General features: G+C 73.8%; 20 protein-coding genes and 1 pseudogene. 13 read left to right on the forward strand and 8 right to left on the reverse strand.

The genetic code is table 11. The annotated features are described in order from the left end of the window. Window positions 1-41: 41 nt before the first annotated feature. From P3T37_RS07205 to P3T37_RS07220, 4 genes are all read left to right on the forward strand, one after another. Complete coding sequence (locus P3T37_RS07205) at window positions 42-1097, forward strand: alpha/beta hydrolase-fold protein (RefSeq protein WP_280722606.1); 1056 nt, start codon at window positions 42-44, stop codon at window positions 1095-1097. An 83-nt stretch (window positions 1098-1180) separates the two neighbouring features. Then, window positions 1181-1909, forward strand: a complete 729-nt coding sequence (locus P3T37_RS07210; protein WP_280722818.1) for a PIG-L family deacetylase — start codon at window positions 1181-1183, stop codon at window positions 1907-1909. A gap of 151 nt (window positions 1910-2060) precedes the next feature. Beyond that, a complete protein-coding gene (locus P3T37_RS07215) occupies window positions 2061-3464 on the forward strand; it encodes a PQQ-binding-like beta-propeller repeat protein (protein WP_280722607.1) in 1404 nt (467 codons plus the stop codon). Between the two features lie 135 nt (window positions 3465-3599). After that, complete coding sequence (locus tag P3T37_RS07220) at window positions 3600-5741, forward strand: regulator (protein WP_280722608.1); 2142 nt, start codon at window positions 3600-3602, stop codon at window positions 5739-5741. A 10-nt stretch (window positions 5742-5751) separates the two neighbouring features. On the opposite strand, the gene P3T37_RS07225 is transcribed toward P3T37_RS07220, so the two are convergent. Together P3T37_RS07225 and P3T37_RS07230 are read right to left on the reverse strand one after the other, a co-directional pair. Further along, complete coding sequence (locus P3T37_RS07225; RefSeq protein ID WP_280722609.1) at window positions 5752-7446, reverse strand: hypothetical protein; 1695 nt, start codon at window positions 7444-7446, stop codon at window positions 5752-5754. Between the two features lie 143 nt (window positions 7447-7589). Continuing rightward, window positions 7590-9665: a phospholipase C, phosphocholine-specific gene (locus tag P3T37_RS07230; RefSeq protein ID WP_280722610.1), complete on the reverse strand. Its 2076-nt coding sequence runs from the start codon at window positions 9663-9665 to the stop codon at window positions 7590-7592. A 258-nt stretch (window positions 9666-9923) separates the two neighbouring features. Between P3T37_RS07230 and P3T37_RS07235 the strand changes: the two genes are divergently transcribed. Both P3T37_RS07235 and P3T37_RS07240 read left to right on the forward strand, forming a co-directional pair. After that, window positions 9924-11471 (forward strand): Na+/H+ antiporter, encoded by a 1548-nt coding sequence (locus tag P3T37_RS07235; protein WP_280722611.1) that lies wholly within the window; start codon window positions 9924-9926, stop codon window positions 11469-11471. A 178-nt stretch (window positions 11472-11649) separates the two neighbouring features. Then, window positions 11650-13587 carry a putative Ig domain-containing protein gene (locus P3T37_RS07240; RefSeq protein ID WP_280722612.1) on the forward strand — a complete coding sequence of 646 codons (1938 nt, stop codon included), beginning with the start codon at window positions 11650-11652 and terminating at the stop codon, window positions 13585-13587. A gap of 66 nt (window positions 13588-13653) precedes the next feature. Here P3T37_RS07240 and P3T37_RS07245 read toward each other — a convergent pair whose 3' ends face one another. Continuing rightward, on the reverse strand, window positions 13654-14364 hold the full coding sequence (locus P3T37_RS07245; RefSeq protein WP_280722613.1) for a winged helix-turn-helix domain-containing protein: 711 nt from the start codon (window positions 14362-14364) through the stop codon (window positions 13654-13656). 64 nt (window positions 14365-14428) lie between these two features. Between P3T37_RS07245 and P3T37_RS07250 the strand changes: the two genes are divergently transcribed. The 3 genes from P3T37_RS07250 to P3T37_RS07260 are packed head-to-tail and all read left to right on the forward strand — an operon-like array spanning window position 14429 to window position 17170. Beyond that, window positions 14429-15286: a cytochrome P450 gene (locus P3T37_RS07250; RefSeq protein WP_280722614.1), complete on the forward strand. Its 858-nt coding sequence runs from the start codon at window positions 14429-14431 to the stop codon at window positions 15284-15286. Beyond that, the gene (locus P3T37_RS07255) at window positions 15283-16050 is read left to right on the forward strand and encodes an isocitrate lyase/phosphoenolpyruvate mutase family protein (protein ID WP_280722615.1); all 768 of its coding nucleotides are present in this window, start codon (window positions 15283-15285) and stop codon (window positions 16048-16050) included. The genes P3T37_RS07250 and P3T37_RS07255 overlap by 4 nt, the downstream gene beginning before the upstream one ends. A gap of 52 nt (window positions 16051-16102) precedes the next feature. Continuing rightward, window positions 16103-17170 (forward strand): NAD-dependent epimerase/dehydratase family protein, encoded by a 1068-nt coding sequence (locus P3T37_RS07260; protein WP_280722616.1) that lies wholly within the window; start codon window positions 16103-16105, stop codon window positions 17168-17170. A 7-nt stretch (window positions 17171-17177) separates the two neighbouring features. On the opposite strand, the gene P3T37_RS07265 is transcribed toward P3T37_RS07260, so the two are convergent. From P3T37_RS07265 to P3T37_RS07280, 4 genes are all read right to left on the reverse strand, one after another. Then, window positions 17178-18044 carry an alpha/beta hydrolase gene (locus P3T37_RS07265; protein ID WP_280722617.1) on the reverse strand — a complete coding sequence of 289 codons (867 nt, stop codon included), beginning with the start codon at window positions 18042-18044 and terminating at the stop codon, window positions 17178-17180. A 93-nt stretch (window positions 18045-18137) separates the two neighbouring features. Then, window positions 18138-18695, reverse strand: a complete 558-nt coding sequence (locus P3T37_RS07270; protein WP_280722618.1) for a 3'-5' exonuclease — start codon at window positions 18693-18695, stop codon at window positions 18138-18140. A gap of 45 nt (window positions 18696-18740) precedes the next feature. Continuing rightward, window positions 18741-19919 (reverse strand): HAMP domain-containing sensor histidine kinase, encoded by a 1179-nt coding sequence (locus P3T37_RS07275; protein WP_280722619.1) that lies wholly within the window; start codon window positions 19917-19919, stop codon window positions 18741-18743. Continuing rightward, the gene (locus P3T37_RS07280; protein WP_280722620.1) at window positions 19916-20689 is read right to left on the reverse strand and encodes a response regulator transcription factor; all 774 of its coding nucleotides are present in this window, start codon (window positions 20687-20689) and stop codon (window positions 19916-19918) included. The genes P3T37_RS07275 and P3T37_RS07280 overlap by 4 nt, the downstream gene beginning before the upstream one ends. A gap of 113 nt (window positions 20690-20802) precedes the next feature. Here P3T37_RS07280 and P3T37_RS07285 point away from each other — a divergent pair. The 4 genes and pseudogenes from P3T37_RS07285 to P3T37_RS07300 form a co-directional block, all read left to right on the forward strand. Next, window positions 20803-21477: pseudogene (locus P3T37_RS07285) on the forward strand (glycosyltransferase family 2 protein); the annotation flags it as partial. Beyond that, on the forward strand, window positions 21451-22149 hold the full coding sequence (locus P3T37_RS07290) for a DUF2064 domain-containing protein (protein WP_280722819.1): 699 nt from the start codon (window positions 21451-21453) through the stop codon (window positions 22147-22149). The pseudogene P3T37_RS07285 and the gene P3T37_RS07290, both read left to right, overlap by 27 nt. Continuing rightward, window positions 22146-22847, forward strand: coding sequence for a methyltransferase domain-containing protein (locus P3T37_RS07295; protein ID WP_348533221.1), 702 nt, complete (start codon window positions 22146-22148; stop codon window positions 22845-22847). The genes P3T37_RS07290 and P3T37_RS07295 overlap by 4 nt, the downstream gene beginning before the upstream one ends. Before the next feature lie 104 nt (window positions 22848-22951). Beyond that, a complete protein-coding gene (locus P3T37_RS07300) occupies window positions 22952-23170 on the forward strand; it encodes a dodecin (protein WP_280722621.1) in 219 nt (72 codons plus the stop codon). Here P3T37_RS07300 and P3T37_RS07305 read toward each other — a convergent pair. Continuing rightward, the gene (locus P3T37_RS07305) at window positions 23122-24540 is read right to left on the reverse strand and encodes a glycosyltransferase family 87 protein (RefSeq protein WP_280722622.1); all 1419 of its coding nucleotides are present in this window, start codon (window positions 24538-24540) and stop codon (window positions 23122-23124) included. The two genes, P3T37_RS07300 and P3T37_RS07305, sit on opposite strands and share 49 nt — an antisense overlap. Window positions 24541-24606 lie beyond the last annotated feature (66 nt).

A 24606-nucleotide genomic window follows, 5' to 3' on the forward strand; every position in this document is an offset into this window, starting at 1 on the left:
TTCGTCCGGCCGGGCGTGATATCGATCGGAGAGTTCTCACCGTGCAGCACCCGCAGTCGCAGTCGCAGCCAACCCGCACTCGTGCGGTCCTGGCCGGTATCGCCGCGCTCGCACTGTTCGGCACCCTGGCGGCCTGCAGCAATGGCAGTAGTGGCAGCAGTGGCAGCAAGCCGGCCGCCGACGCCAAGCCGGGCGACAGCGCGGCGGCGGGCAGCCCGGCCCCTGCGGCGAGCAGTGCGCCGCCGAAGAACTCCAAGGTCGTGATGCCGACCGGTCCGGCCGCCAACCTGACGAAGACCCGTGACACCAAGGCCGGTCCGATCATGATGACCACCCTGGCGGGCCAGAAGTCCGGCGTCTCCGCCAATGTCTGGGTCTGGCTGCCACCGCAGTACAACGACCCGAAGTACGCCAAGTTCGGCTTCCCGGTGCTCACCCTCTACGCGGGCGGTCAGAGCAACGGCTACAACACCTGGACGGACAACCAGCTGCCGATCCAGGAGATCGACGCCCAGCTCGTCCAGCAGCAGAAGGCACACCCGTTCATCATGATCATGCCGGTGCAGAACCTGACGGCGGACGAGCACCACTCGCTGGACTGCTCCGACATCCCCGGCCAGCCCAAGATGGGCACCTGGTTGTCCCAGGACATACCCGACTTCGTCCGCGCCAACTTCCGCACCCTCAAGGGCCCCGACAGCTGGGGGCTGATGGGCGCCTCCAGCGGCGCCGACTGCAGCGCCAAGCTGGCCATGCAGCACCCCGACCTCTACAAGGCCGCCGTGCCGATCGACGGCGACTTCAAGGCGGACTCCCAGCTCTGGAAGGGCCACCCGGCCGAGCAGAACGCCAACGGCCCGGACAAGTTGATCTCCACCAGCAAGGCCGACGTCAGGATGCTCGCCACGGCCGGCGGCGGCAGCGCCTACGAGGTCAACGTGGTCAAGCAGTGGGTCGCCAAGGCCGTCCCGCCGACCACCGTCGAGTACTACGAGCTGCCCGGTGGCCAGCACAAGACCTCGGACTTCGGGAAGTTGATCCCGATGACCCTGGAGTGGCTCACCAAGAACCTCACCGGCCCGGAGGGCGACAGCTGACGACCCGAGGGGATTGGTCTGGACCATAAGCCGAACGGCGGTTAGGGTCCTCACCAGATGCCGCGCCGCACCGAAAGCAGGCCCTGGTGACCGCACCGCCCCGGCGCACCGTCGTGCTCTCCCCGCACTTCGGCGACGCCACCCTCTCGCTGGCCGGCCTGATCCCCGAACTCCCGGGCCCGGCCGCCGTGGTGACCGTGTTCGGCGGCGCCCCGGCGGCCCACCTCCCGGTCTCCTGGTGGGACAGCAGCTGCGGCTTCTCCTCCGCCACCGAGGCCCACCGGGCCCGGCTGGTCGAGAACGCCCGGGCCAGCGAGCTGCTCGGTGTCGAGCAGCTCGCTCTGGACCATCCGGACGAACCCTACGCACAGTCGCCCGAACTGCCGCACCTGGAAAGGTTCCTGGCCGAGCTGCCGGCGCACGCCACGGTCCTCGTCCCGCTCGGCAGCAACCAGCCGGACCACGAGCGGGTCCGCGAGCTCGCCCTGCGCACCCTGGACCGCCTGGGCGCGCCCCCGCCGCTGGTCTACGCCGACCTGCCGTACACCGACCTCCCGTACACCGGCCACCCGTACACCGGCCACCTGCCGCAGTGGGCCGGCGACCAGGCGTGCCCGGACCTGCTGCTGCGCTACCGCACGACCGTGCGCCACGACCTGCGGCTGACCGACGAGCAGTGGGCCCGCAAGCGCGCGGCGGTGCTCTGCCACGGCTCCCAACTCGCCCCGCTGGCAGCCGATCACGGCAGCGTACTGGCCCGCGGCGGCCCGCTCTGCGGCGAGCTGGTCTGGTCCCTGGAGAAGGTCTCCTGAACACCGCGGCAGCGCTACTGCTGGGAGCGCGTGCGCCGACCGGGTGAGCGGACGCCGCGTCGGCGCCGTGCCCGCCGGGGGCGCTGCCAGGCTGGGCGGGAGGCGGTCCCGAGGCGGCCTGCGCCGTGCGGACCCGGGAAGGGGCATCGGGATGACCGCGAGCTCGAAGCGTCCAGGACCACTGACCGCGGTGCTCGCGACGCTGGCGGTGCTGGCGGTGCTGGCGGCCTGCACCCCGGGGCGGAGCCAGCGAGGCGGGAGCTTCCCCAGCGCCGCGGCCCTCTCCCCGGGCACACGGGCCGCGGTCGTGCTGGAGCCGGGCGACTGGCCGACGTACCACCGCGACGCGGCCCGCAGCGGCCTGGCCCCCGGCCTGCCGCCGGCCGGGGAGGTGGCCCGCCTCTGGGCGGCCCGGCTCGACGGAGCGGTCTACGGCCAACCGCTGGTCGTCGGGGGGAGGGTTCTCGCGGCGACCGAGAACAACACCCTCTACGCTCTCGACGCCGCCACCGGCGCGGTCCTGTGGAGCCGCCATGTCGGAACTCCCGTCCCCGGCACGGACCTTCCGTGCGGCGACATCGATCCGCTGGGCATCACCGGCACGCCGGTCCTCGATCCGGCCACGGGGCTGGTCCTGGCGGTCGCCGAGCTGAGCGGCGGCCGGCACCAGCTGGTGGGGCTCGACATCGCCACCGGCGCGCCCCTGGTCAGCCGGGAGGTCGAGCCGCCCCGCGGGAAGCGCATCGCGCACCAGCAGCGAGGTGCGCTGGCGCTGTGGAACGGACGGGTCCAGATCACCTTCGGCGGCCTGTACGGCGACTGCTCGCAGTACGTCGGCACCGTGCTGTCGGTCCCGGTCACCGGCAGCGGACCCGTCCTCGACTACACGGTGCCCACCGCCGGCCAGGGCGGGATCTGGGCGCCCGGCGGACCGGTGGTGGACGGCGACCGGCTGCTGGTCTCGGTGGGCAACGGCGCCTCCACCAGCGGCCCGTACGACGGATCCGACTCCGTGCTCGCGCTCTCCGCCGACCTGCACCGGACCGACTTCTTCGCCCCCGCCGACTGGGCCCAGGACAACGCCGCCGACCTCGATCTCGGTTCACTCACACCGGCTCTGACGGGTAGTCACATCCTCATCGCGGGAAAGCGCGGCGTCGCCTACGCCCTGTCCGCCGAGCATCTCGGCGGCGTCGGCGGCCAGCTCTCGCAGGCCCCGGTGTGCGCAGCCTACGGCGCTGCCGCGGTGGACGGCGGCACCCTCTACCTGCCGTGCGACGACGGCCTCACCCAGCTGTCGGTGGCCGGCGACGGCACGATCCGTCCGGGCTGGCACGTCCCGCTCCACGGCGCCGGGTCGCCGGTGGTCGGCGGCGGCGCGGTGTGGGTGGTCGACCAGGGCAGGGGACTGCTGGACGTGCTCGACCCGGCCGACGGCCGGATCCGCCAGCAGCTGCCGGTCGGGCCCGTACCGCACTTCGCCTCGCCGTCGCTCTCCGGCGGCCGGGTCTTCCTCGGCACGATGGACGGAGTCCTCGCGCTCAGCGGCGCCTGACGGCCGCCTGCAATCTCACAGCAGGGCCCGCCGTGGACGGGATTCGGCACCTGCCACGCCCTCAGCCCGTAGGCTGATCTCGGTGATTGGTGCGGCGTTGCCCGGTAACCGCCCGGCGGACGGAGAGGATGACGGATGTCTGACAGCGAGGCGGGTGCCGAAGGCAAGGCAGGCGAGGCGGGAGGCCGCGACCGGGCCGTCGGCAACACCGTCTCGGGCGGTTCCGTCGAACACCTCCTCCAGACGTCCTCCATCGGGACCGTCAACATCCATGCGCCCGACCGGAGTCGGCCGTCGGAGCGGCTGCGGGTCCCCCGGCAGATCCGGCCGCCGTTCCGCAGCTTCGTCAACCGGGCCGCGGAGCTCGCCCTGCTCACCGAGGCGCTGGAGCTGCTGGGCGACGGAGCCGGGCCGCCGATCGTCGCGTTCACGGGACTGGTGGGGGTCGGCAAGACCGAGCTGGTCGCGCAGTGGGCCAGGCAGGAGCGGGACCGGTTCCCGGACGGCGAGCTCTACGTCGACCTGGGCGAGGGCCGCCACGAGGGCGGGGTCGACGTAGGGGTGGTCCTGGGCCGCTTCCTGCGCTCGCTCGGGGTCGAGCCGGAGTACGTGCCGCACTCCACCGGCGAGCGGGTGACGCTGTTCCGTTCCGTCACGGCCGGTCTGCGGCTGCTGGTCTTCCTCGACAACGCCGAGCACGCCGCCGAGGTCCGCGCGCTGCTGCCGTCCGACGGCCTGGTCGTGGTGGCCGGGCGCAGGCGCCTGGAGGGGCTGGCGCTGCACGGTGCCCGGGTCCTCGAAGTGCAGCCGCTGACCACGGGGGCCGGCAGCGAACTGGTCCGGCGCTGGCTCGGCTCCGGGCGGGGAACCGATCAGGAGCTGGCCAGCCTGGTGCGGCTGTGCGGCGGACTGCCGGTGGCGCTCAACGCGGTCGCGGGCCAACTGCTCACCCGCCGGCGGTTGACCGTCCACCGGGTGGTGGCGGACCTGTCGGCCAGGCATCGGGAACTCGATCCCGCCGAGGGCGGGGAGACGGAGGCGGTGGTGGACGACGCGTTCGAAGAGGTCTACGGCTCGCTGTCCGCACCGGGGCGCCGTCTCTACCACCTCATCGGGATCCACCCCGGCCGGACCTTCACCGCCGAACTCGCCCTGGCCGCCGGCTGCGAGCAGATCGACGAGGCCCTGGACGAGCTGCTGGGCGCCCACCTGATCGACGAACTCGCCCTCGACCCGGGCGGGGAGGCCGCCGTCGAGGACCGCTACACCTGCAACGACGTGGTCCGCCGGCACGCGCGCCGCCGAGCGCTCGGCGAGCTGTCCGCCGACGACCAGGCCGACGTCCTGCGCCGGATCGTCGCGTACTACCGGGCCTGCGCGGCGGTGGCCGACCGGTGGATCCTCGGCGAGCGCTTCCGGCTCCAGGAGTCCTCCGCCACCGCCGAGTCGCTCGGCTTCCCGGTAGGCGTCGCGCCCGACCTGGCCTGGCTGGAGCGGGAGAGCCCGAACTTCGCCGCCGTCCTGCGGATCGCCGCTCAGCACCGGTGGCACAGCGCGGTGTGGGGCCTGTGCGAGTCGCTGTGGCCGCTCTACCACGGCCAGAAGCTGTACGCCGACTGGATCGACGCCCACGAACTGGGCGTCGAGGCCGCGGGCTGGGACGCCCGCCCCGACGCCGAGATCCGGATGCGCAACCAGCTCGCCCGCGCCCACCTGGAGCTCGCGGACTACCCGCGGGCCCTCGAGCAACTGGACCTGGCCGAAGCGCCGCTGAGGCTGGTCGCCGATCCCCGGCTCGACGGGATGGTCCGGGAGACCCGGGGGCTGATCTGCCTTCAGCAGGACCTGCCCGAGGAGGCGGCGGCGCTCTTCGTCCGGGCCCGCGAGGCCAACCGGGGTGACGCGCACGGCGTCATCGTGCAGAGCTACAACCTGGCCCAGGCCCTGCTGGCCTGCGACCGCGCGCAGCAGGCCTTGACCGTCGCGGTGGAGGCCGCGGCGCAGGCCGAGCGGACGGCGGACCGGGCGATGGCCATGCGGCTGGGCGTGCTGCGCGGCCGGATCCACGACCGGCTGGGGGACACGGCCGCCGCCATCGCCCAACTCGCCCTGGCTGCACAGCAGGCAGCCGATCTCAAGCAGCGCTTCAAGGAGCAGCAGGCGCGCGAGCTGCTGGTCGAACTCGCGGCCCGGGTCGGCGACCGGGAGCTGGAGCGGGCCGGACGGGACCGGATCCGCGAGCTGCGCCGACTGGCCGGCCTCCCGCCGCAGGAATAGACACAGGCGCTCAGCGGGCCGGCGGGCGGGCGGTGAAGCGGACGGTGATCCGCTGCGCGGTGCGGATCACCAGGTCGGCGCCGGTCAGATCGGCGTCCGGCCGATCGGCCAGCCGGAGCGCGACGGCCGCTCCGAGCACCACCGGGTCCAGCCGGGCGGGCGCGCTGCCCCACGGCCGAACGGCCTCGGCCTCCAGCAGCAGACCCGAGCGCAGCCGCACCAGGTGGCGGTTGGCTTCGAGGGCGGCCACCGCGACGGCCAGGCCCGGCAGTTGCGCGGCCGTCCGCTCCAGCCAGGTGGCCGGCTCCGGCTCGGCGTGGGCCTCGGTGCGGGCGATCACCTCGGCGCTGAGGCGCCGGCGCAGGCGGCTCTCCTCGGCCGTGACGGCGTAGAAGCCGCGTGCCGCGGTGTGGTCCGGGCCGACGGCGTACCGGCGCAGCGCCACCTCCTCGGCGGTGGCCTCCCCCACGACGTCGTAGGAGGTCGGGCGGCGCACGTCCACCGGGACCGGGTCGGCGTAGGGCGTCGGCTGCGGGTCGTCCTTCGGCTCGTCGACGCCGTGCAGGTAGGAGTAGAGGATCTCGCGCAGGATGCGCACGGAGTGCCCGCGCTCGCCGAGCGAGCGTTCGGTGAGCGCGGCCAGCCCGCTGCGGTCGTGGAGTTCGGCCGCGCGGTGGAGCTGGGGTTCCAGGGCGCGGTCCAGGTCGAGGGCGGGGGCGCCGCGCCCGAAGGCGTACGTCGGCGACCCGGGGTCGAGTTCCTCCTCGCCGGTCACGGTCAGTAGCGTCACCCGGTCGAGGGCCGCGCCGTACAGCGACACCGAGCCGTGGTCGCCGACCACCCAGTCGGCTGCGACCAGCGCCGCCTGCCAGCCACTGTGTGGCGGGATGATCAGCAGGCCCGAGTCCTCGGCCTCGCGGAGCAGGCCGAGCGGGTTGTGCCGGGCCCAGATGTTGGGGTGCAGGACGACGGCCACCGCGTACTCGTCCACCGGCAGCTCGCGGACCAGTCGCAGCGGCAGCTCGGGGAACCGGCCGAGCGAGGAGTGCGCGCTCCAGGTGGAGCTGACCACGACGAGCTTGCGACCTGCCACCGCGCCCAGCCTGCGCCGGTAGCGGTCGCGCTCGGCCAGGCTGTCCAGGAGGCGGTCGAAGCAGGGGTCACCGACCACCCGGGCCCGGGGCAGGGCCTCCGGGCAGGCCAGCCGCAGCCGTTCGAGCTGCTCCTCGTGGGAGAGGCCGATCACGACCGGAACCGGTCGGCCGTGCCAGGTCAGCTCGTGGCGCGACAGACCCGCCGGGGAGCGGTCGTCGCCCGTGGTCGGGCGGACCAGCCGGTTGTATCCGGCGCCGTGCGGCAGGACGACCAGCGGGGCCCGCAGCTGGTGCATCGAGCGGTGCACCGTGCAGGCCACCGCGAGGTCGAAGGTCCGCCGGGTGGCCTCGCTCCAGGGCAGCACGGTGATGCCAGGCAGCGAGGCCAGGTAGGCGTCCAGGCCGGCGGCGAAGGCCGAACCGGGGTTCACCGTGATGTAGAGCTCGATGCCGTCCTGCGGGCGCAGCAGCGGCAGCACGTCGAGGACCCGGGTGGCGGAGGTCAGCGTCCGGGTGACCGCGAGGACGCGCGCCTTGGCCGACCAGGTGTCCCACCGGTCGTCGTCGACGCGCCGGGGCAGCAGGCGCGAGAGCAGATCGAACAGCGCCACACCTCCCGCTCGACCGGACGACGGCTACCCCGTGATCGTAGTCAATGCGACCAGGCCGTGAAGGACCGGGCTTGCGCGCAGGCCGCCGCCGTTCGGGCGACGGCCTGCGCTGGGTCCGGGCCGCGAGGTACGGGCGCCGGGCGTCAGCCGCTGACGCTCGTGCTGCCCGTCTCGATGTGGCCGGTGGCCCGGCGGGACCAGGAGGCGTCGCCGCTGACGGTGACCGTGAAGTCGTACCAGCCGCCGGCGATGGTGACGGCGTTGAAGTAGTCCGAGACGGTGGTTCCGGGGGCGACCTGGTAGGTCCACGGGCCGTCGGTGCGGTAGTTGGTCGACGTGATGGTGAAGGTGACCGTGCTGGAACCGGTGTTGGCCATCTTGAACCAGACCGCCGGCTGCCCGGTGTTCGGTGCCGGCGCGTAGTACGTCGAGGCCTCGGCGGTCTTGCCGGCGGTGGTCGCGTTCCCGGTGAAGCGGCGCAGGAAGCGGTTGGGGCCGACCACGCTGAGGTCGTACTGCCCGTTGCCGTAGTTCGTACCGATGTTGAAGAAGTCACTGGCGCTGCCGTCGGCGCCGGTCGCGGCGTTGTAGGGCGCGACGGTGTACTGCCAGGGACCGCCGGTGCGGTAGGCGTTGGCGTAGATCGAGTAGTGCGCGTGGGCGGTGGCCTGCGGGCCCTGGTTGGCCATGTCGATCCAGAGCAGGATCTGGTTGTTGGCGTCGTACTCGATGCGGTCCACCCAGGCGTTGGGCTGGTACGGCAGCGCGCGGGCGGGCTTGCTGCCGGACTCCTGGACGGGCATCGCGTTGGTGCCGGGGCTCGGGTTGATCTGCGTGTTGGCGGTGGCCTGGCTGATGGTGGCACTGGTGTCGGGCAGGCCGGGCAGGCCGTACACCGGGTTGGCGAAGTCGAAGGCCCCCGTCAGGTCGCCGCAGACCTGGCGGCGCCAGGCGCTGATGTTCTGACAGGCGGCGGGGGTGCCCAGGGCGGCGGTCCAGGTCTCCAGGAACTGCAGGACGCTGGTGTGGTCGTAGACCTGGGAGTCGACGTAGCCGCCGCGGGTCCACGGCGAGGCGATGATCATGGGCACCCGGAAGCCGAGGCCTATGTTGGTGCCGGAGTAGAACTCGCCCGCGGTCCCGGCGGGCGCGACGGGCGGCGGCACGTGGTCGAAGAAGCCGTCGTTCTCGTCGTAGTTGAGGAACAGGACGGTGGAGTTGAAGGTGTCCGGGTCCGCGGCCAGGGCCTGGATCACCAGGTTGACGAAGTGCGCGCCGTTCTCCGGCGGGCCGTCCGGGTGCTCGGAGAAGAGCTGGTTGGAGACCACCCAGGAGACCTGCGGCAGGGTGCCCGCGAGAGCGTCGGCCCTGATCGCGGCCGCGATGTCGTCCGGCGTCGAACCGGTGCTGGGCACCGAGGCCATTCCGCGCTGGGCGAGCGGGCTCGAACTCGGCGCTCCCGTGAACTGGTTGAAGTAGGCGAGGGCGTTGTCGCCGAAGTTGTCGGAGGCGTTCTGGTAGACCTTCCAGCTGACGCCGGCGTTCTGCAGGGACTCGGCGTAGGTCTGCCAGTGCAGGCCCGACTCCGAGCCGCCGTCGTAGGCCGGGCCGCCCGCGGTGGCCGACGGGTCGATCGTGCCGGACCACAGGTAGGTGCGGTTGGGACCGGTCGCCGACAGGATCGAGCAGTGGTACGCGTCGCAGATCGTGTAGGCGTCGGCCAGCGCGTAGTGGAACGGGATGTCCGAGCGGTTCATGAAGCCCATGGTCCGGTTCGAGCCCTTGGCGGCGATCCAGGAGTCCATCTTCCCGTTGTTCCACGCCTGGTGCTGGGTGGACCAGGAGTGGTCGAGCGAGCCGTCGCACTGCGCCAGCTGCTCCTTGCTGACACCCCACCACCAGGTGCTGGTGTCGCTGAGCTGCCACGGGTACTGCCGGCCGCTGCCGTTGGGCTGGTTGAAGACGCTGTTGCCGCCCGCGAGTTGGATGGTGGCTCTGTCACCGAAGCCGCGCACGCCCTTCATCGCGCCGAAGTAGTGGTCGAAGCTGCGGTTCTCCTGCATCAGGACGACGACGTGCTTGACGTCGGCGATCGTCCCGGTGGTCCCGGTGGTCGCGGCGGCCGCGCGGGGCGTCGCACCGGGCAGGGAGTCCAGGCCGATGGCGGCGCCCAGCGCGGCGGCGGAGCCGAGGAAGGTGCGGCGAGTGACGGGCGTCATACGAGGCCTCCGGAAAGTTAGCTGGACAACTACAGCCAGCAGACTGTGCAGCAGGCAGATGTCTACTGTCCAGTAGTCACGTAGCAATCAGATGAAGCGCAGAGGTCGGCTGGCTGGGGAGCCGGCTCCACCACTGCCGGGCCCTGCTAAAGTCCCGATAAATTACCCAAGGTGTGCCGGGAAGCCTGGTCGGCTCGGGGGACGACTGCGCCGATCGGGCGGCAGCGACCCCGCTCGTCGTGATGGGGTCTTTCGCAGATGCACGCCGTGGGAATCGTCCTGTTCCTGGTGGTTCTGGCCACCGCCGTGGCCACCTTCGCCCGGCGCCTGCGCGTGCCCGCGCCCTCGCTGCTGGTCCTGGCCGGCCTCGGGGTGGCGCTGATACCCGGCGTGCCCGCGCTGCACATCCCGCCGCAGGCGATCGCCCTGGTGGTCCTTCCCCCGCTGCTGTACGCCTCCGCCGAGGAGCTGTCGCTGCGTGACCTGCGCGCGGTGTGGAAGCCGGTGACGATCCTCGCCTTCGGCCTGCTCTTCGCCTCGGCGGCGGCCGCCGGCTTCGCGGCGGTCGCGGTGACCGGGCTGCCACCCGCGATGGCGTTCGTGCTGGGCGCCGTGCTCGCCTCCACCGATCCGGTGGCGGTCACCGCGCTCGGCCGTCGGCTCGCGCTGCCGGGGCGCGTCCAGGTCCTGGTGCAGGCGGAGAGCCTGTTCAACGACGCCACCTCGCTGGTGCTGTTCAAGGTCGCCGTCGGCATCGCCGTGGCCACCGGAACGGCCGTCAGCCTGCCTGCGGCCGGCGGGGAGTTCGTGCTGCTCGCCGGCGGTGGCAGCGTGATCGGCGCCGCCGTCGCCGGCCTGGTGTGGCTGGTCCGCCGGCGTACCGCGGACCCGGTGCTGGAGACCGTGATCGCCCTGGTCACCCCGTACGCGGCCTATGTGCTGGCGGAGTCCGCACACACCTCGGGCATCACCTCGGTCGTCGTCGCCGGCGTGCTGCTCGGCCGGACCGGACACCGCCTCACCGACGCCCGCATCCGCCTGCAACTGCACGCCGTCTACGCGGTGGTGGTGTTCATCCTGGAGAGCGTGGTCTTCAGCATCGTCGGCCTGGAACTGCCCACGCTGGTGCGGGACCTGCCCCGGGGCAGCGGCTGGTGGCCGTTGCAGGCCCTGGCCCTGGCCGGCGTGCTGATCGCCGTCCGCGTGCTGTCGACCCTGCCGCTGACCCGGGCGATCAAGCCCTCCCGGGGCCGGCTCTCCTGGCGGGTGGCCGGGGTGCTGACCTGGGTCGGCACCCGCGGCGTGATGCCGCTGGCCGCAGCCCTGTCGATCCCGCTCGCCGCGGACAACGGCACCGCGCTGGCCGGACGCCCACTGGCGCTGGTGCTGACCACGGCGGTCGTCGTCTTCACCCTGGTCGTCCAGGGCCTCAGCCTGGCGGCCGTGGTCAACCGCTCCGGGCTGGCCCTGGAGCCCGAGCACACCGCCCGCGAGGAGGCCAGCGCCCGCGACGCCCTCAACCGTGCCGCGCTGACCCATGTCGACGACCTCGCCGCACTGGAGGCGATACCCGACACCGTCATCGACCGGGTCCGACGCGCCCTGACCGCTCGCCTCGACCACAGCATCGACGGCCCGGACGGCAGCACCGTGGACGCCGTCTACCGCGAGCTGCGGCACGAGGTGATCGCCGTCCAGAGCACCGAGCTGCGCCGCCTGTACGACGAACACCGCATCAGCGACACCACCCGCCGAAGCCTCCAGCACGACCTCGACCGCGAGGAAGCCGCCCTCGGCACCCCGTGAGGGCCTCGGCTCGGTGCGCCTTCTCCCTGACGCGCGATCAGCCCTCTTTCGCACAGCGTCAGACTTTCCCGAACTTTATCGGACACACGGTCACACTTGGCGTGTGACATGTGCAATTGTACGTGCCGACCAGATCGGTGTGTGCATCCGCCACCGATGACACCGAGAAAGGAACGCTGTGACCTCATCACGTTCCAGTGCGCGGCGCGGGACGGGGCTGTTCGCCTCTGCCCTGCTCGCACTCGGCATGGTGCTGACCGGGCTCGCCGGCACCGCACAGGCCACCGATCCCGTGCCTGACGCAGCGTCACATCCGGCTTCAGCCGGGTGGGTTCAGACGCACGGCAACTGGGTCCAGATCCAGCCGGGCCACCCGCACGCCGCGCTCAGCGCGCGCCCCGCCGCGCCGTCGGGTCCGCAGTCCGGGCCGACGTCCCACGCCGACCCGGCCAAGGCCGACGTCGTGGTCAACAACGACCAGCCGAACATGACCTACCGCGGCGGCCAGGACTCGGTCGGCGTCACCTCCGGGCCGCCCAAGGTCTACGTCATCTACTGGGGCTCCCAGTGGGGCACGGCCGGCCAGGACGCCGACGGCAACACCACGCTCTCCAACGACCCCGACAACGCCGCGCCGTACCAGCAGTCGTTCTTCAAGGGCCTGGGCACCAACAACGACGCCTGGAGCGGCGTGCTGACCCAGTACTGCGAGAACGTGGCCTCCGGCAGCGGGAGTTGCCCCTCCAACGCCTCGCACGTGGGCTACCCGCAGGGCGGCGCACTGGCCGGCGTCTGGGTGGACAACACGGCGGCTGCCCCCGACCGCGCCACCGAACCGCAGATCGCGGCCGAAGCAGCGGCCGCCGCCAAGCACTTCGGCAACACCACCACGGCGCAGAACCGCAACGTCCAGTACGTGGTCAGCACGGCCAAGGGCATGGACCCGGACAGCTGGCACGAGCTCGACACCTGGTGCGCCTGGCACACCTTCGAGCGCTCCAGCTACGGCACGCTGGCGTACACGATCATGCCGTACCTGACCGACAACAAGTACTGCGGCACCAACTGGATCAACCCGGGCCCGCGCGGCCGGTTGGACGGCTACTCCATCCTCGGCGGGCACGAGTACGCCGAGACCCTCACCGACCAGAACGCGATGGGCGGTTGGATCGACCCGGCCGGCCAGGAGAACGGCGACAAGTGCGCCTGGATCACCCAGGGGACGCCCGGCGGCCTGTTCAACCTGCAACTCGCCACCGGCCCGTTCGCCGTGCAGACCACCTGGTCCAACGACCAGCACACCTGCTCGGGTTCGCATCCCGTGGTGGCCAACCAGCCGCTCGTCGTCAGCACCATCTGCGACCAGACCGCCGCACCGGGCCAGCAGGTCAGCGTCCCGGTGGTCGCCACCGACCAGAGCGCGCGACGACTCACCTACCGCGCCACCGGCCTGCCGCACGGCCTTAGCATCGACCCGCACACCGGGGTCATCCACGGCCGCACGCAGGACCGCGGCTACCACGACGTCTCCGTCACGGTCCGCGACGACGCCGGCCACCAGGCGGGCACCCGGTTCTGGTACGGCTTCTTCACCTCGGGTGAGTACGGCTGCCTCGGGATCGAGCAGATCGTCGACCCCGGCTTCGAGGTCCCGGCGGACGCGAAGGGCAACTACCCCGGCTGGTGGTCCCAGTCCTCGCCCGGCATCATCACCCAGTCCGCCGCCCACCAGCCGCACTCGGGCGCCGGGTACGCCTGGCTCGGTCACAGCGCCGCCCAGGACGACTCGCTCTCCCAGGGCGTGGAGACCACTCCCGGCTACACCCGGGCCTCGCTCTCCTTCTGGCTGCACGTCGACTCCGCGAACACCGCGGCGACCGCGCAGGACAACCTGACCCTGGAGCTGGACGACCAGTACTCGGGCAAGCAGATCGCCGTCCTGAAGAACTGGTCCAACCTGGACGCCAGCAGCGGCTACGTTCCGGTCTCGATCGACCTGACGCCTTACGTGGCACCGGAGTTCGGCTCCACCGTGATCGTGAAGTTCACCTCGCACGAGACCGGCAGCGCCAACACCGCGTTCCTTGTCGACGACACCTCCATCCACCTGAGCTGACCCTGCGGCGCGCCGTCCCGGCCCACCCCACGGCCGGGACGGCGCGCGTCCATGAGGGCGTGGAAGCTACTCGGCACCACCGGGGCGACGCGCGGGCAGTTCAAGGCCGAGCAGCTCCCGGAACGCCGTGCGGCCGCCCGGGGTGACCGCCAGGGCCCGGCCGGTGCCGATCCGCTCCACCCAGCGCTGGTCGAGCGCCCGTCCGCACAGCGCCGCACCGACCGTGCCGGCCAGATGGTGGCGGCGTTCCGTCCAGTCCAGGCAGCTGCGCACCAGCGGCCTGGACCCTTTCAGGGCCGCCAGGTCGATCCCCTGCGACGCCAACCAGGCCCGGCCCGCCGCGGTGACCGCGAACCCCGCGTCGTCGCTGACCAGGCCCCGGGCGAGGACGGCGTCGGTGACGGCGACGCCGAGCCGGCCGGCGAGGTGGTCGTAGCAGGTCCGGGCCTGCGCCTCGGCGCTCATCCGGACCGACTCGCGCAGGTTCCCAGGGGTGGCGGCGGGAGCGGCGACGGACGACGCGTAGACGGCGAGATTCTCGATCAGTGCCGCGGCCGCCGGGTTGGCCAGCCGGACGTAGCGGTGCCGGCCCTGCCGCTCCTCGGCCAGCAGGCCGCCGGCGACCAGCCGGGAGAGGTGCTCACTCGCGGTGGACGGTGAGACTCCGGCGTGCCGGGCCAACTCACCTGCGGTCCAGGCCCGTCCGTCCAGCAGCGCCATGCAGAAGGCGGCCCGGGTGCGGTCGGCGAGCAGCCCGGCGAGTTGGTCCAGTGACATTCCTCCATCATGCCCTCGGCACAGTTCGGCGGGCACCGAAGTGTTCGGGTCGTAGGTTGGGTGCATGACCAGCTCGACGCACGAGTTCAACCGCTACGACGACGTCCGCGCCGCACTCGCCGATCCGCTGCTCGTCCCGCTGCCCGCCGCGCCCGGGGCGGAGAGCGGCGTGGCCTGGCTGCGCGCCGCGGTGGCCCGGTTCAGCACCGGTGCGGAGCATGCCCGGCGCCGGGCGCTGGTGCAGGCCGAACTGGACCGGCTCGATCCGGCGGCCCTGCGGTCGGCCGCGGCGGCCGGGCCGGAGGGCGAGGCGCGCCTGCTGGTGGTCCGCGCGCTGGCCGAGGGCCTGGGACTGCCGGAGCCGGACGCCGTCGCCGAGGCCGTCGCACTGGTGGCGCGGACGTACTTCGGCGGGGAGGACGCCGAGGCGGACGCCGCCGTGGCCTGGCTGCTGCCCCGGATGTTCCCTCACCACGCCGGCGCGGACCAGGAGGCCGCCGCCAACCGGATCGGCCTGCTCGTGCAGGCCTGTGACGCCACCGGCGGCCTGGTGGAGCATGCCCGCCGCGCGGCCGCCGACTGCGCGGCGCCGCTCCCCCTCCCCGCGCTGCTCGCCGAGACGCTGCGCCACGACCCGCCCGTCCGGGTGATCCGCCGAGTCGCCGCCGGCGACACCAAGCTTGCCGAAGTCCCGATCGCCGAGGGCGACCTGGTTGTCCTCGACGTCGCCGCCGCCAACCGCGACCCGCTGCACTTCGCCGACCCCGCCGTCTTCCGCATCGAACGCACCGGCCCGCCGGCGCTCACCTTCGCCGGCCCGCCCCGGCTCTGCCCTGGACGCGACCACGCGCTGGCCCTGGCCGCCGGAGTCCTGGAGCGCGACCAACTCCCCTCCACCCGCACCGAACCGAGGACGCCATGACACCCTTCGCCGCCCTGCACCGCGCCGACACCCCGCTGCTGCTCCCCAACGCCTGGGACCACGCCTCGGCTGCCGCCCTCGCCGCCCAGGGCTTCGCGGCGATCGGCACGACGAGCCTGGGGGTGGCCGCGGCGGCCGGCCTGCCGGACGGGACGGGGGTGACCCGCGAGGAGACGCTGCTGCTGGCCCGGCGGCTCGGCGCCGGGCCGTTCCTGCTCTCCGTCGACGCCGAGGGCGGGTTCAGCGACGATCCGGCCCAAGTCGCCGAGCTGGCCCGCGAGCTGGCCGCCGCCGGGGCGGTGGGCATCAACCTGGAGGACGGCCGCGGCGACGGCACGCTCACCCCCATCGCCCTGCACGCGGCCAAGATCGCGGCGGTGAAGGCCGCCGTGCCGGAGCTCTTCGTCAACGCCCGTACCGACACCCACTGGTTGGGAGGCCGGGAGGACGAGACGACGGCCCGGCTCGACGCGTACCAGGAGGCGGGCGCCGACGGCGTGTTCGTCCCCGCACTCACCGAACCGGCCCGGATCACCGCCCTGTTGAAGGGACTGGATGTCCCGCTCAACATCCTCTACTCCCCCACCGGCCCCACCCTCGGCCAGCTCGGCGAACTGGGCGTGCACCGGGTGAGCCTCGGCTCGCTGCTCTTCCGGGTCGCGCTCAGCGCGGCGGTGGGCGCGGCGCTGGACATCCGGGCGAGCCGTCCGGTGACCGCGCCCGCCGTCACCTACGCCGAGGCCCAGGCCCTTACGAAGTCCTGACGCCGCCGCCTCGCAGCAGCTTCGACGCCCGCCGCGCCGCTAACGTCGGGGCATGGAGATTCTGCTCACCGGCGGCGCCGGGTTCATCGGCTCCGCCGTCGCGGCCCGGCTGGTCCGGGCCGGCCACCGGGTCCGGGTGCTGGACGCGCTGCTGCCGGCCGTGCACCCGGACGGGCTCGCCGGGGTCACGCTGCCGCCCGAGGTCGACTTCACGCACGGCGACGTCCGCGACCGCGCGACCGTCGAGCGGGCGCTGCGCGGGGTCGACGCCGTCTGCCACCAGGCAGCCATGGTCGGTCTCGGCCTGGACCTGAACGACGCGCCGGAGTACGTGAGTTGCAATGAGCTGGGCACCGCCGTGCTGCTGGCCGCGATGGCGCGCGGCGGTGTCCGCCAGTTGGTCCTGGCGGGGTCGATGGTGGTCTACGGCGAGGGGCGGTACAGCTGCGCCGCGCACGGGCCGGTCGCGCCCGGGCCGCGGCTGGCGGCCGACCTGGACGCCGGGCGGTTCGAGCCGCCCTGCCCGCGGTGCGGCGCGCCGCTGCTGCCCGGGCTGGTCGGCGAGGACGCGCCGGCCGACCCGCGCAACGTCTACGCGGCGAGCAAGCTCGCCCAGGAGCACCTGGCCGCCGCCTGGGCGCGCGCCTGTGGCGGCCGGGTCGCCACGCTGCGCTACCACAACGTCTACGGCCCGGGGATGCCGCGCGACACGCCGTACGCGGGGGTCGCCTCGCTGTTCCGCTCGGCGCTCGCCGCGGGCCGTCCGCCGCGCGTCTTCGAAGACGGCGGCCAGCGCCGCGACTTCGTCCATGTGGCGGACGTCGCGGCCGCCAACGAGGCCGCGCTGCTGTCGCTCGCGACGAGCCCCGAGGGCGGCGTGCGGGCGTACAACACCGGCAGCGGCGAGGTGCGGACGGTCGGTGAGATGGCGAGCGCGCTGGCGCAGGCGTTCGGCGGCCCGGCGCCGGTGGTGACCGGGCAGTACCGGCTCGGCGACGTCCGGCACATCACCGCCGACTCGCGGCGGCTGCGGGAGGAGCTCGGCTGGCGGCCGAGCGTCCCGTTCGCCTCGGGCATGGCCGAGTTCGCCGCCGCCCCGCTGCGCGGCGCCCGTGTCTGACTTGTAGTCAGTCCTGCCTACGTGCAGCGGCGTTGGCCGTGATCGCCGCCACCAGCGCCGGCCAGAGCGGCCGCGGCAGGTCGTGCCCCATGCCCGGCACCAGCCACAGCCGAGCCCCGGGGACGGCCGCCGCGGTGGCCCGGCCGCCGTCGGCGTTCACCAGCGGGTCCTGTTCGCCGTGCACCACCAGGGTCGGCACAGCCACCGAGCGCAGGCCCTCGGTGCGGTCGGGCGAGCCGTAGATCGCCGACAACTGGCGCAGGAGCCCGTCGGGGCGGTAGGCGCGGTCGTAGGCGGCGGCGACCTCCGCCCGCCGCTCGGCCGGGTCCATCGGGTGGTCCGGCGAGGCGATGATCTCCCCGAACGCGACGCCGGCGTCGACCACCCGCTCGCGCCCCTCGCCGGGCCGGTTCATCAGGAACTCGTCGACCTTCGGCTGCGTACGGCCGCTGGCCCTGTCACCGGGCCGGGACATGATCGAGCACAGGCTCAGCACCCGGCTCGGGTGATCGATCGTCAACTGCTGGGCGATCATGGCGCCCATCGATGCGCCGACCACGTGCGCGGCCTCGATCTCCAGCGCGTCCAGCAGTCCGACCGCGTCCTCGGCCAGGTCGGGCATCAGGTAGGGCGGCCGGCGGACCCCGGCGACCCTGACCCGCGGCGGCACCGGGCCGACGTTCACGGTCAGCCCGCAGTCGCGATTGTCGAAGCGCACCACGCGGTAGCCGCACTCGGCCAGCTGCGCGCAGAACTCGGTGGGCCACCAGGTCAGTTGCGAACCCAGCCCGGCGATCAGCAGCAACGCCGGGTCGGCCGGCCGGCCGAAGGCCTCGTACTCGGTCTCCAGCCCCTTGAGCCGTGCGCGCGCCATGGACCCAACCCCCCGTCGTACGACCCGTCCCGCCCCGGACGGACGAACGGTTCGTAGGCACGCTACGGGCAGCCGCCCCACGTGACAAGCACCTCAAGCCACCGGCCACGCGCCGTCCGCGGCCACAGCCAGGACCAGCGCGGCGATGTTCCAGGCGTCGTCCTCACCCCGGTGGTGCCGGCCCTCCAACGGCAGTCCGGCCAGCACCAGCGCCTGCGCCATCCCGGGGCGTTTGCGCAGGCCGCGGGCGGCGGTGAAGACGGCCTTGGCGTTGGTGTGCCGCGCGCCGAACGGGTAGGCGGTCCCGGTCGCCGCGCACTGCCGGGTGAACTGGTGCCGGTCGTAGTCACCCCAACTCGCCCACGGGCGCTCGCCGCTGCGATGCTCGACCGCCAGCAGGCGGCAGGCCTCGGCGAAGGACAGGCCGCTGTCCACCTCCGCCTGGGTGAGCCCGGTCAGTTCGGTGCAGAACGCGCTGACCGTGGAGCGCCGCGGACGCACCAGCACACGGTGGCGGCCGATCCGCCGGCCCTGCGCCAGGTCGACCACGGTCAGCCCGATCTCGATGATCTCGCTGACCGCACCCGGCGGCGGCTGGCCCTCCCAGCAGGTCGCCTCGACGTCCACGACATTGAGCAGTTGCACCGTCATGGGAGTCGATCATCCTGACCACCGGGTCACACCGGCAACCGCTTTTCAGCCCAGCGCCGACCGGGCCGCCGGCAGGGCGATCTCGAAGCAGCACCCGCCGCTGACGTTGCGCACCGACGCCCGTCCCGCGTGCGCCTCCACGATGCCGCGGACGATCGCCAGACCCAGGCCGGCCCCGGTGTCGCCGTGGTGCTGGACGGCCGAGCCGCGCGGACCGCCGCTGACCGGGCGCGCCGCGCGCGGGGTGCGGGCGCTCTCGGCGCGCCAGCCGGTCTCGAAGACCCGGTGCAGGTCCTGCTCGGGGATGCCGCCGCAGCCGTCGGTCACCGACAGCACCACCTCGCCCTCCTCGCGCCGCGCCGCCACCGCGACCACGCCGTCCGCGGGCGTCGAGCGGATCGCGTTGATCAGCAGGTTGCCGAGCACCCGGGTGATCTCCCGGCTGTCCACCTCGACCGGCGCCGGCTCCACCTGCTCGCCGAGCAGGTGCACGCCGCGCTCGCGGGCCAGCGGGTAGGCGCCCGCGATGGCGTCGCCGACCAGGTCGTAGACGGAGATCCGGGAGAGCGAGAGGGTCAGCGCGCCGGCCTGGATCCGGGAGAGTTCGAAGAGGTCGTCCACCATGCCGGTCAGCCGGTCCACCTCGGTGCGGATCCGCGCGTGGTAGCGGACCGGGTCCTCCGCGACGCCGTCCTCCAGTGCCTCGGCCATCGCCCGCAGGCCGGCCAGCGGGGTGCGCAGGTCGTGCGAGATCCAGGCGATCAGCTCGCGGCGGGACGACTCCAGCGCCTGCTCGCGCTGCCGCGACTCGGCCAACCTCGCGCTGGTGGCCGCGAGTTCGGCACTCAGCTCGGCGAGCTCGGAGCCCAGCGGTTCGGCCGGGGCGGCAAATCCCCCGTCACTGCCGACCGTTCGGGCAGCCACCGCCAACGCCCGGCTGCCGGCCACCACTTGGCGGCCGAGCAGGGCGGCGGTGATCAGCGAGACGACGGCCGCCATACAGGTCACCGTGATCACCACACCCAGGTCGTGGTGCGAGAGGAACATCGCCTGGGCCACCGCGACGGTGCCGGCGGTCATCGCCAGCACGGTCACCACCGCGACGGCGAAGAGCGAGAGCGCCACCGAGCGACGGCGCAGCAGCCGCACGGCGGGCCAGCCGAGCAGCCCGGCCGCACCCGCACCGAGGGCCGCGAACACGGCGATCAGCAGCAGATCGCTCACGCGGACGCACCCCCCTGCGCGGCCGGCGTACCGGCCGCGGTGCCGACCGGGTCGAACCGGTACCCGACACCCCACACCGTGTTGATCAGCACCGGCGCCGCCGGATCGTCCTCGACCTTCTCGCGCAGCCGCCGCACGTGCACCGTGACGGTGGAGAGGTCGCCGAAGTCCCAGCCCCACACCTTGTGCATCAGCTCCTCGCGCCCGAATGCCGTCCCGGGGTTCCGCGCCATGAACGTCAGCAGGTCGAACTCCCGCAGAGTCAACGAGAGTTCACGCTCACCGCGGTAGGCCCGGCGGGCTGCCGGGTCGAGTGTGAGATCCCCGGCGCGCAGCGGTGCGGTGCCCGCGCCGGGCGCCGGGGCGGCGTGCCGGCGCAGCACGGACTGGATCCGCAGCACCAGCTCGCGCGGACTGAACGGCTTGGTGACGTAGTCGTCCGCACCGAGCTCCAGGCCCAGGATCCGGTCCGACTCCTCGCCCTTGGCGGTCAGCATCACCACCGCCGGGCCCGCGCCGCCGACCCGCAGCCGCCGGCAGACCTCCAGGCCGTCGATCCCGGGCAGCATCAGGTCGAGCACCACCAGGTCGGGCTTCCCGGCTGCGGCCCGATACAGCGCCTCGGGGCCGTCGGCGGCCCGGTCCACGGCGTAGCCGGCCCGCAGCAGGTAGCCGGCCACCACCTCGGCCACGGTCGGGTCGTCGTCGACCACGAGCACGCGGGCGGCGGGCGGCGCGGGGGTGGGCGGGGTCGGCAGGGTCTCTGTCACGCTTCGAGCATAAGGAGTGCGGACGCGCGCGAGGCGCCGCGCGACCCCCCGTACGACTTCCGTAAGGTGCCGTAACCCCCTTCCAGGCGGTGACCGTACGTAGCGTGGTCGCCGTGACCACACCCCACTCCACCCCCTCCGTCGACGTCCTGCTGCCCTGCCTCGACGAGGCGGCCGCCCTGCCCTGGGTACTCGGCCGGATCCCGCCGGGCTGGCGGGCCGTCGTCGTCGACAACGGTTCCAGCGACGGCTCGGCCGAGCTGGCCCGCTCGCTGGGCGCCACCGTGGTGCACGAGCCGCGCCGCGGCTTCGGCGCCGCCTGCCACGCCGGACTGCTGGCCGCCACCGCCGAGGTGGTCTGCTTCCTGGACTGCGACGGCTCCCTGGACCCGGCCCAACTCCCGCGCGTGGTCGACCCGGTGGTGTCCGGCGCCGCGGAGCTGGTGCTCGGGCGCCGGCGCCCGACCGCGCTGGGCGCCTGGCCGGCCCACGCCCGGCTGGCCAACGCCGTGCTCGCCCGCAGGCTGCGCGCCCGCACCGGCGCGCCGCTGCACGACCTCGGTCCGATGCGCGCGGCCCGCCGCGAACGGCTGCTGGCGCTCGGCCTGGGCGACCGCCGCTCGGGCTACCCGCTGGAGATGGTGCTCACCGCCTCCGCCGCCGGGATGCGGATCGCCGAGGTGGACGTCGACTACCGGCCGCGTGCCGGACGCTCCAAGGTGACCGGGACCCTGCGCGGCACCCGCCAGGCCGTCCAGGACATGCGCGCCGTGCTGGCCGCGCCGCCGCCGACCCTGCTGGTGATCGCCAAGGCCCCGGTCCCGGGACGGGTGAAGACCCGGCTGACCCCGCCGTACTCCCCCGAGCAGGCCGCCGCACTGGCCGAGGCCGCCCTGGTGGACACCCTGCGCACGCTGGACACCGTCCCGGCCGGCCGGCGACTGCTGGTACTGGACGGCGCGCCCGGGCCCTGGCTGCCGCCCGGCTGGCAGGTGGTCCCGCAGGTGAGCGGCGGCCTCGACGCCCGGCTCGCCGCCGCCTTCGCGCACGCCCCGGCCGGCGCCCCGGCGCTGCTGGTCGGCATGGACACCCCGCAACTGCGCGCCGAGACGCTCGCCGCGCCGCTCGCCGCCACCGCTCGCGCGGGCGCCGACGCCTGGTACGGACCGGCGGCCGACGGCGGATTCTGGGCGCTGGGCCTGGCCCGGCCCAGCGCCGAGCTGGCACAGCGCCTGCTCGCCGGGGTGCCGATGTCCACCCCGCGCACCGGCGCCGCCCTGCTGGAGCGGCTCGCCGAGGCCGGCCTGGCCGTCCGCCGCCTGCCGGAGCTGACCGACGTGGACACCGCGGCGGACGCCGACCAGGTGGCCGCCGAGGCCCCCGACGGCGCCTTCGCGGCTCGGCTGCGAGAGCTGCGAGAGTTGCGCGATCTCGGCCGACGCGCCGGGGTGACCGGGTGAGCCTGCTGCAGACCGGCACTGCCCGCCCCGCCGTCCACCCGGCCACCGCCACCGCCACCCGCCCCTGGAGCGACGACCCGTTCGCCGAGGCGATGCGCACCGGGCGCGGCCCGCTCTGGCTGCGCCGCGCCGACGGCGGACGCCACCACCTGGACGTGGAGCGCTGGTGCGCGCCGCCGGACGCCGCCGACCGCAGCCTGCTGCTGCGCTGCCTGGCCGCCGGCCACCCGGTGCTGGACATCGGCTGCGGACCCGGCCGCCTGGTCACCGAACTGCTGGCCCTCGGCCTGCCCGCGCTCGGCGTCGACATCACCCGTGCGGCGGTGCTGCGCACCCGCAGCCTGGGCGGCGCGGCGCTCTGCCGCTCGATCTTCGACCCGCTGCCCGGCGAGGGCCGCTGGGGCACCGCGCTGCTGGCCGACGGCAACCTCGGCATCGGCGGCGACCCCGCCGCCCTGCTCGCCCGCACCGCCGAACTGCTGGCCCCCGACGGCGTCCTGCTCGCCGAGGTGGAGCCGGCCGCCGTGGACGAACGGCTGACAGTCCGCGTCGAGGACGCCACCGGCTGGTGCGGACCGCCGTTCCGCTGGGCCCGGCTCGACGCCGCGGCCGCCGTCCGCTGCGCGGCCGAGGCGGGACTGACGGAGTGCGAGCGCTGGACCGTGCGCGGGCGCGCCTTCGTGGCACTGCGCCGCTGACAGTCCCCATCCCGGCGCGCGGCGCGGCGCACGATGCCGCACGGTGGAGGGGAGGGCCGTCAGGCTCTCCCGTCACCACCAGCCGTCCCGATCCGGAGGCCGCCATGTCCGAGCACACCTACCGAGTGACCGAGATCGTCGGGACCTCCCACGAGGGCACCGACGCCGCGATCCGCAACGCCCTGGCCCGTGCGTCGCAGACCCTGCGCAACGTCGACTGGTTCGAGGTGGTGGGCACGCGCGGCCACGTCGAGAACGGCGTGATCGGGCACTTTCAGGTGACCGTCAAGGTCGGCTTCCGCCTGGAGGACGCCGGCTCCTGAGCCGTCCCGCTGCTTCCCCTTCTTCCCCGCCCCGCGCGCACCGCCGCGGCCACCAGCACCAGTGCCAGCGCCGCCGCGTAGGCGGGCTGCTGGGCATCGCCGCCGAGCAGGTACTGCACCTGCCCGGCGGCCGGCACACCCAGCCACTCCCACCGGCCGTCCAGCCCGACCAGCGCCACCACCAGCAGCCCGTACCAGGGGTAGCCGGGCGTCAGGGCCAGCAGCGCCGTCCCGGTGACCAGCAGCGCGCCCCGCCACGGCCGGGCCGGATCACCGCAGCGCAGCACGTACAGCACCGCCGCCAGCACCACCGCGGCGGCCCCACCGGCGGCCAGCGAGTCCGGCACCAGCAGCCGGACCAGCGCGAAGCGCTGCACCCGGCCCTGGTCGTACCCCTCCTCGCGCAGGTAGCCGGGCAGGAAACCGAGCACCTTGCTGCCGGACAGCGCCAGGTACGGCAGATAGCTCAGGACGAAGACGCCCAGCGCCACCACCGGCAGCAGCAGCGCCCGGCCCCGGTCGGCGGCGGACCGCCGACCTCGCGCCAGCAGGCCCGACAGCGCGCCGGGCAGGGCAAGGACCGGGATCAGCTTCACCGCCACCGCCGCCCCCAGCAGCGCCCCGCCGGCCGTCCGGCGGCCACGCGCGGCGATCCCCAGGCCGAGCACCATCAGCAGCGCGCCGAGGGTGTCCACGTGCGCGTCGTTCACCGACCACACCGCCACGCCCGGGAACCACCCCCAGAGCGCGGCCCGACGACGGCGCTCCGGCCGCAGCAGCCACAGCAGCGCCCCCGTGGTGGCCACCGCGAGCAGCGCGCCGCCGACCTGCGCGGTGCGCACCCCGTGCCCGTGCCCGACCAGGTCGAGGCCGGCGAACCAGGCCTCGGCCACCGGCGGGTAGATGGTCGGCACACCCGGCCGGTTGACATGGCTGCAGAAACCGGGCGCGGCCCGCCGCAGATCCCAGCCCACACAGTCCCCACCCGACGGGAACAGCGCCGGAGCCTGCGCACGCAGCGCGCCGAGCTGCGGCGCGTCCGGCGGATAGGCGTACGGGGAGATGCCGGCCACCTGCACTTGTCCGTCCCAGAGGTACCGGTAGGCGTCATCACTGGTCCGCGGCGCCACCAGCACCCCGGCCCCCGCCACCGCCACACTCCCCAGCAGCACCACCCCCACCACCCACCGCACCGGCACCCTGCGCAGCGCAAGCAGCGCCAGCACGAACAACCCGAGGTCCACCGGGTACCAGAAATACAGCGGACCGTGCTGCGCCAACGTCCCCCCACTCCCGAACGTCAACCCGAGAGCAGCCGCCAGCGCGGCAAGGACGGCAAGGCAGAACAGGGACGATCGAGTACCGGACATCCCGCCACCCTCCCACCCCCACCACCCCCAAACCCCGCCCCACCACCCGCCGTACGACTTCCGTAA

The organism is Kitasatospora sp. MAA4, from assembly GCF_029893355.1.
In the GTDB taxonomy this organism is placed as follows: Bacteria; Actinomycetota; Actinomycetes; order Streptomycetales; family Streptomycetaceae; genus Kitasatospora.

Excerpts from the sequence above, each read along its gene's own strand:
- P3T37_RS07215 (WP_280722607.1), top strand. The coding sequence starts at position 2,061 with ATGACCGCGAGCTCGAAGCGTCCAGGACCACTGACCGCGGTGCTCGCG.
- P3T37_RS07220 (WP_280722608.1), top strand. The coding sequence starts at position 3,600 with ATGTCTGACAGCGAGGCGGGTGCCGAAGGCAAGGCAGGCGAGGCGGGA.
- P3T37_RS07230 (WP_280722610.1), bottom strand. The coding sequence starts at position 9,665 with ATGACGCCCGTCACTCGCCGCACCTTCCTCGGCTCCGCCGCCGCGCTG.
- P3T37_RS07235 (WP_280722611.1), top strand. The coding sequence starts at position 9,924 with ATGCACGCCGTGGGAATCGTCCTGTTCCTGGTGGTTCTGGCCACCGCC.
- P3T37_RS07245 (WP_280722613.1), bottom strand. The coding sequence starts at position 14,364 with ATGTCACTGGACCAACTCGCCGGGCTGCTCGCCGACCGCACCCGGGCC.
- P3T37_RS07250 (WP_280722614.1), top strand. The coding sequence starts at position 14,429 with ATGACCAGCTCGACGCACGAGTTCAACCGCTACGACGACGTCCGCGCC.
- P3T37_RS07255 (WP_280722615.1), top strand. The coding sequence starts at position 15,283 with ATGACACCCTTCGCCGCCCTGCACCGCGCCGACACCCCGCTGCTGCTC.
- P3T37_RS07260 (WP_280722616.1), top strand. The coding sequence starts at position 16,103 with ATGGAGATTCTGCTCACCGGCGGCGCCGGGTTCATCGGCTCCGCCGTC.
- P3T37_RS07265 (WP_280722617.1), bottom strand. The coding sequence starts at position 18,044 with ATGGCGCGCGCACGGCTCAAGGGGCTGGAGACCGAGTACGAGGCCTTC.
- P3T37_RS07270 (WP_280722618.1), bottom strand. The coding sequence starts at position 18,695 with ATGACGGTGCAACTGCTCAATGTCGTGGACGTCGAGGCGACCTGCTGG.
- P3T37_RS07290 (WP_280722819.1), top strand. The coding sequence starts at position 21,451 with ATGCGCGCCGTGCTGGCCGCGCCGCCGCCGACCCTGCTGGTGATCGCC.
- P3T37_RS07300 (WP_280722621.1), top strand. The coding sequence starts at position 22,952 with ATGTCCGAGCACACCTACCGAGTGACCGAGATCGTCGGGACCTCCCAC.
- P3T37_RS07305 (WP_280722622.1), bottom strand. The coding sequence starts at position 24,540 with ATGTCCGGTACTCGATCGTCCCTGTTCTGCCTTGCCGTCCTTGCCGCG.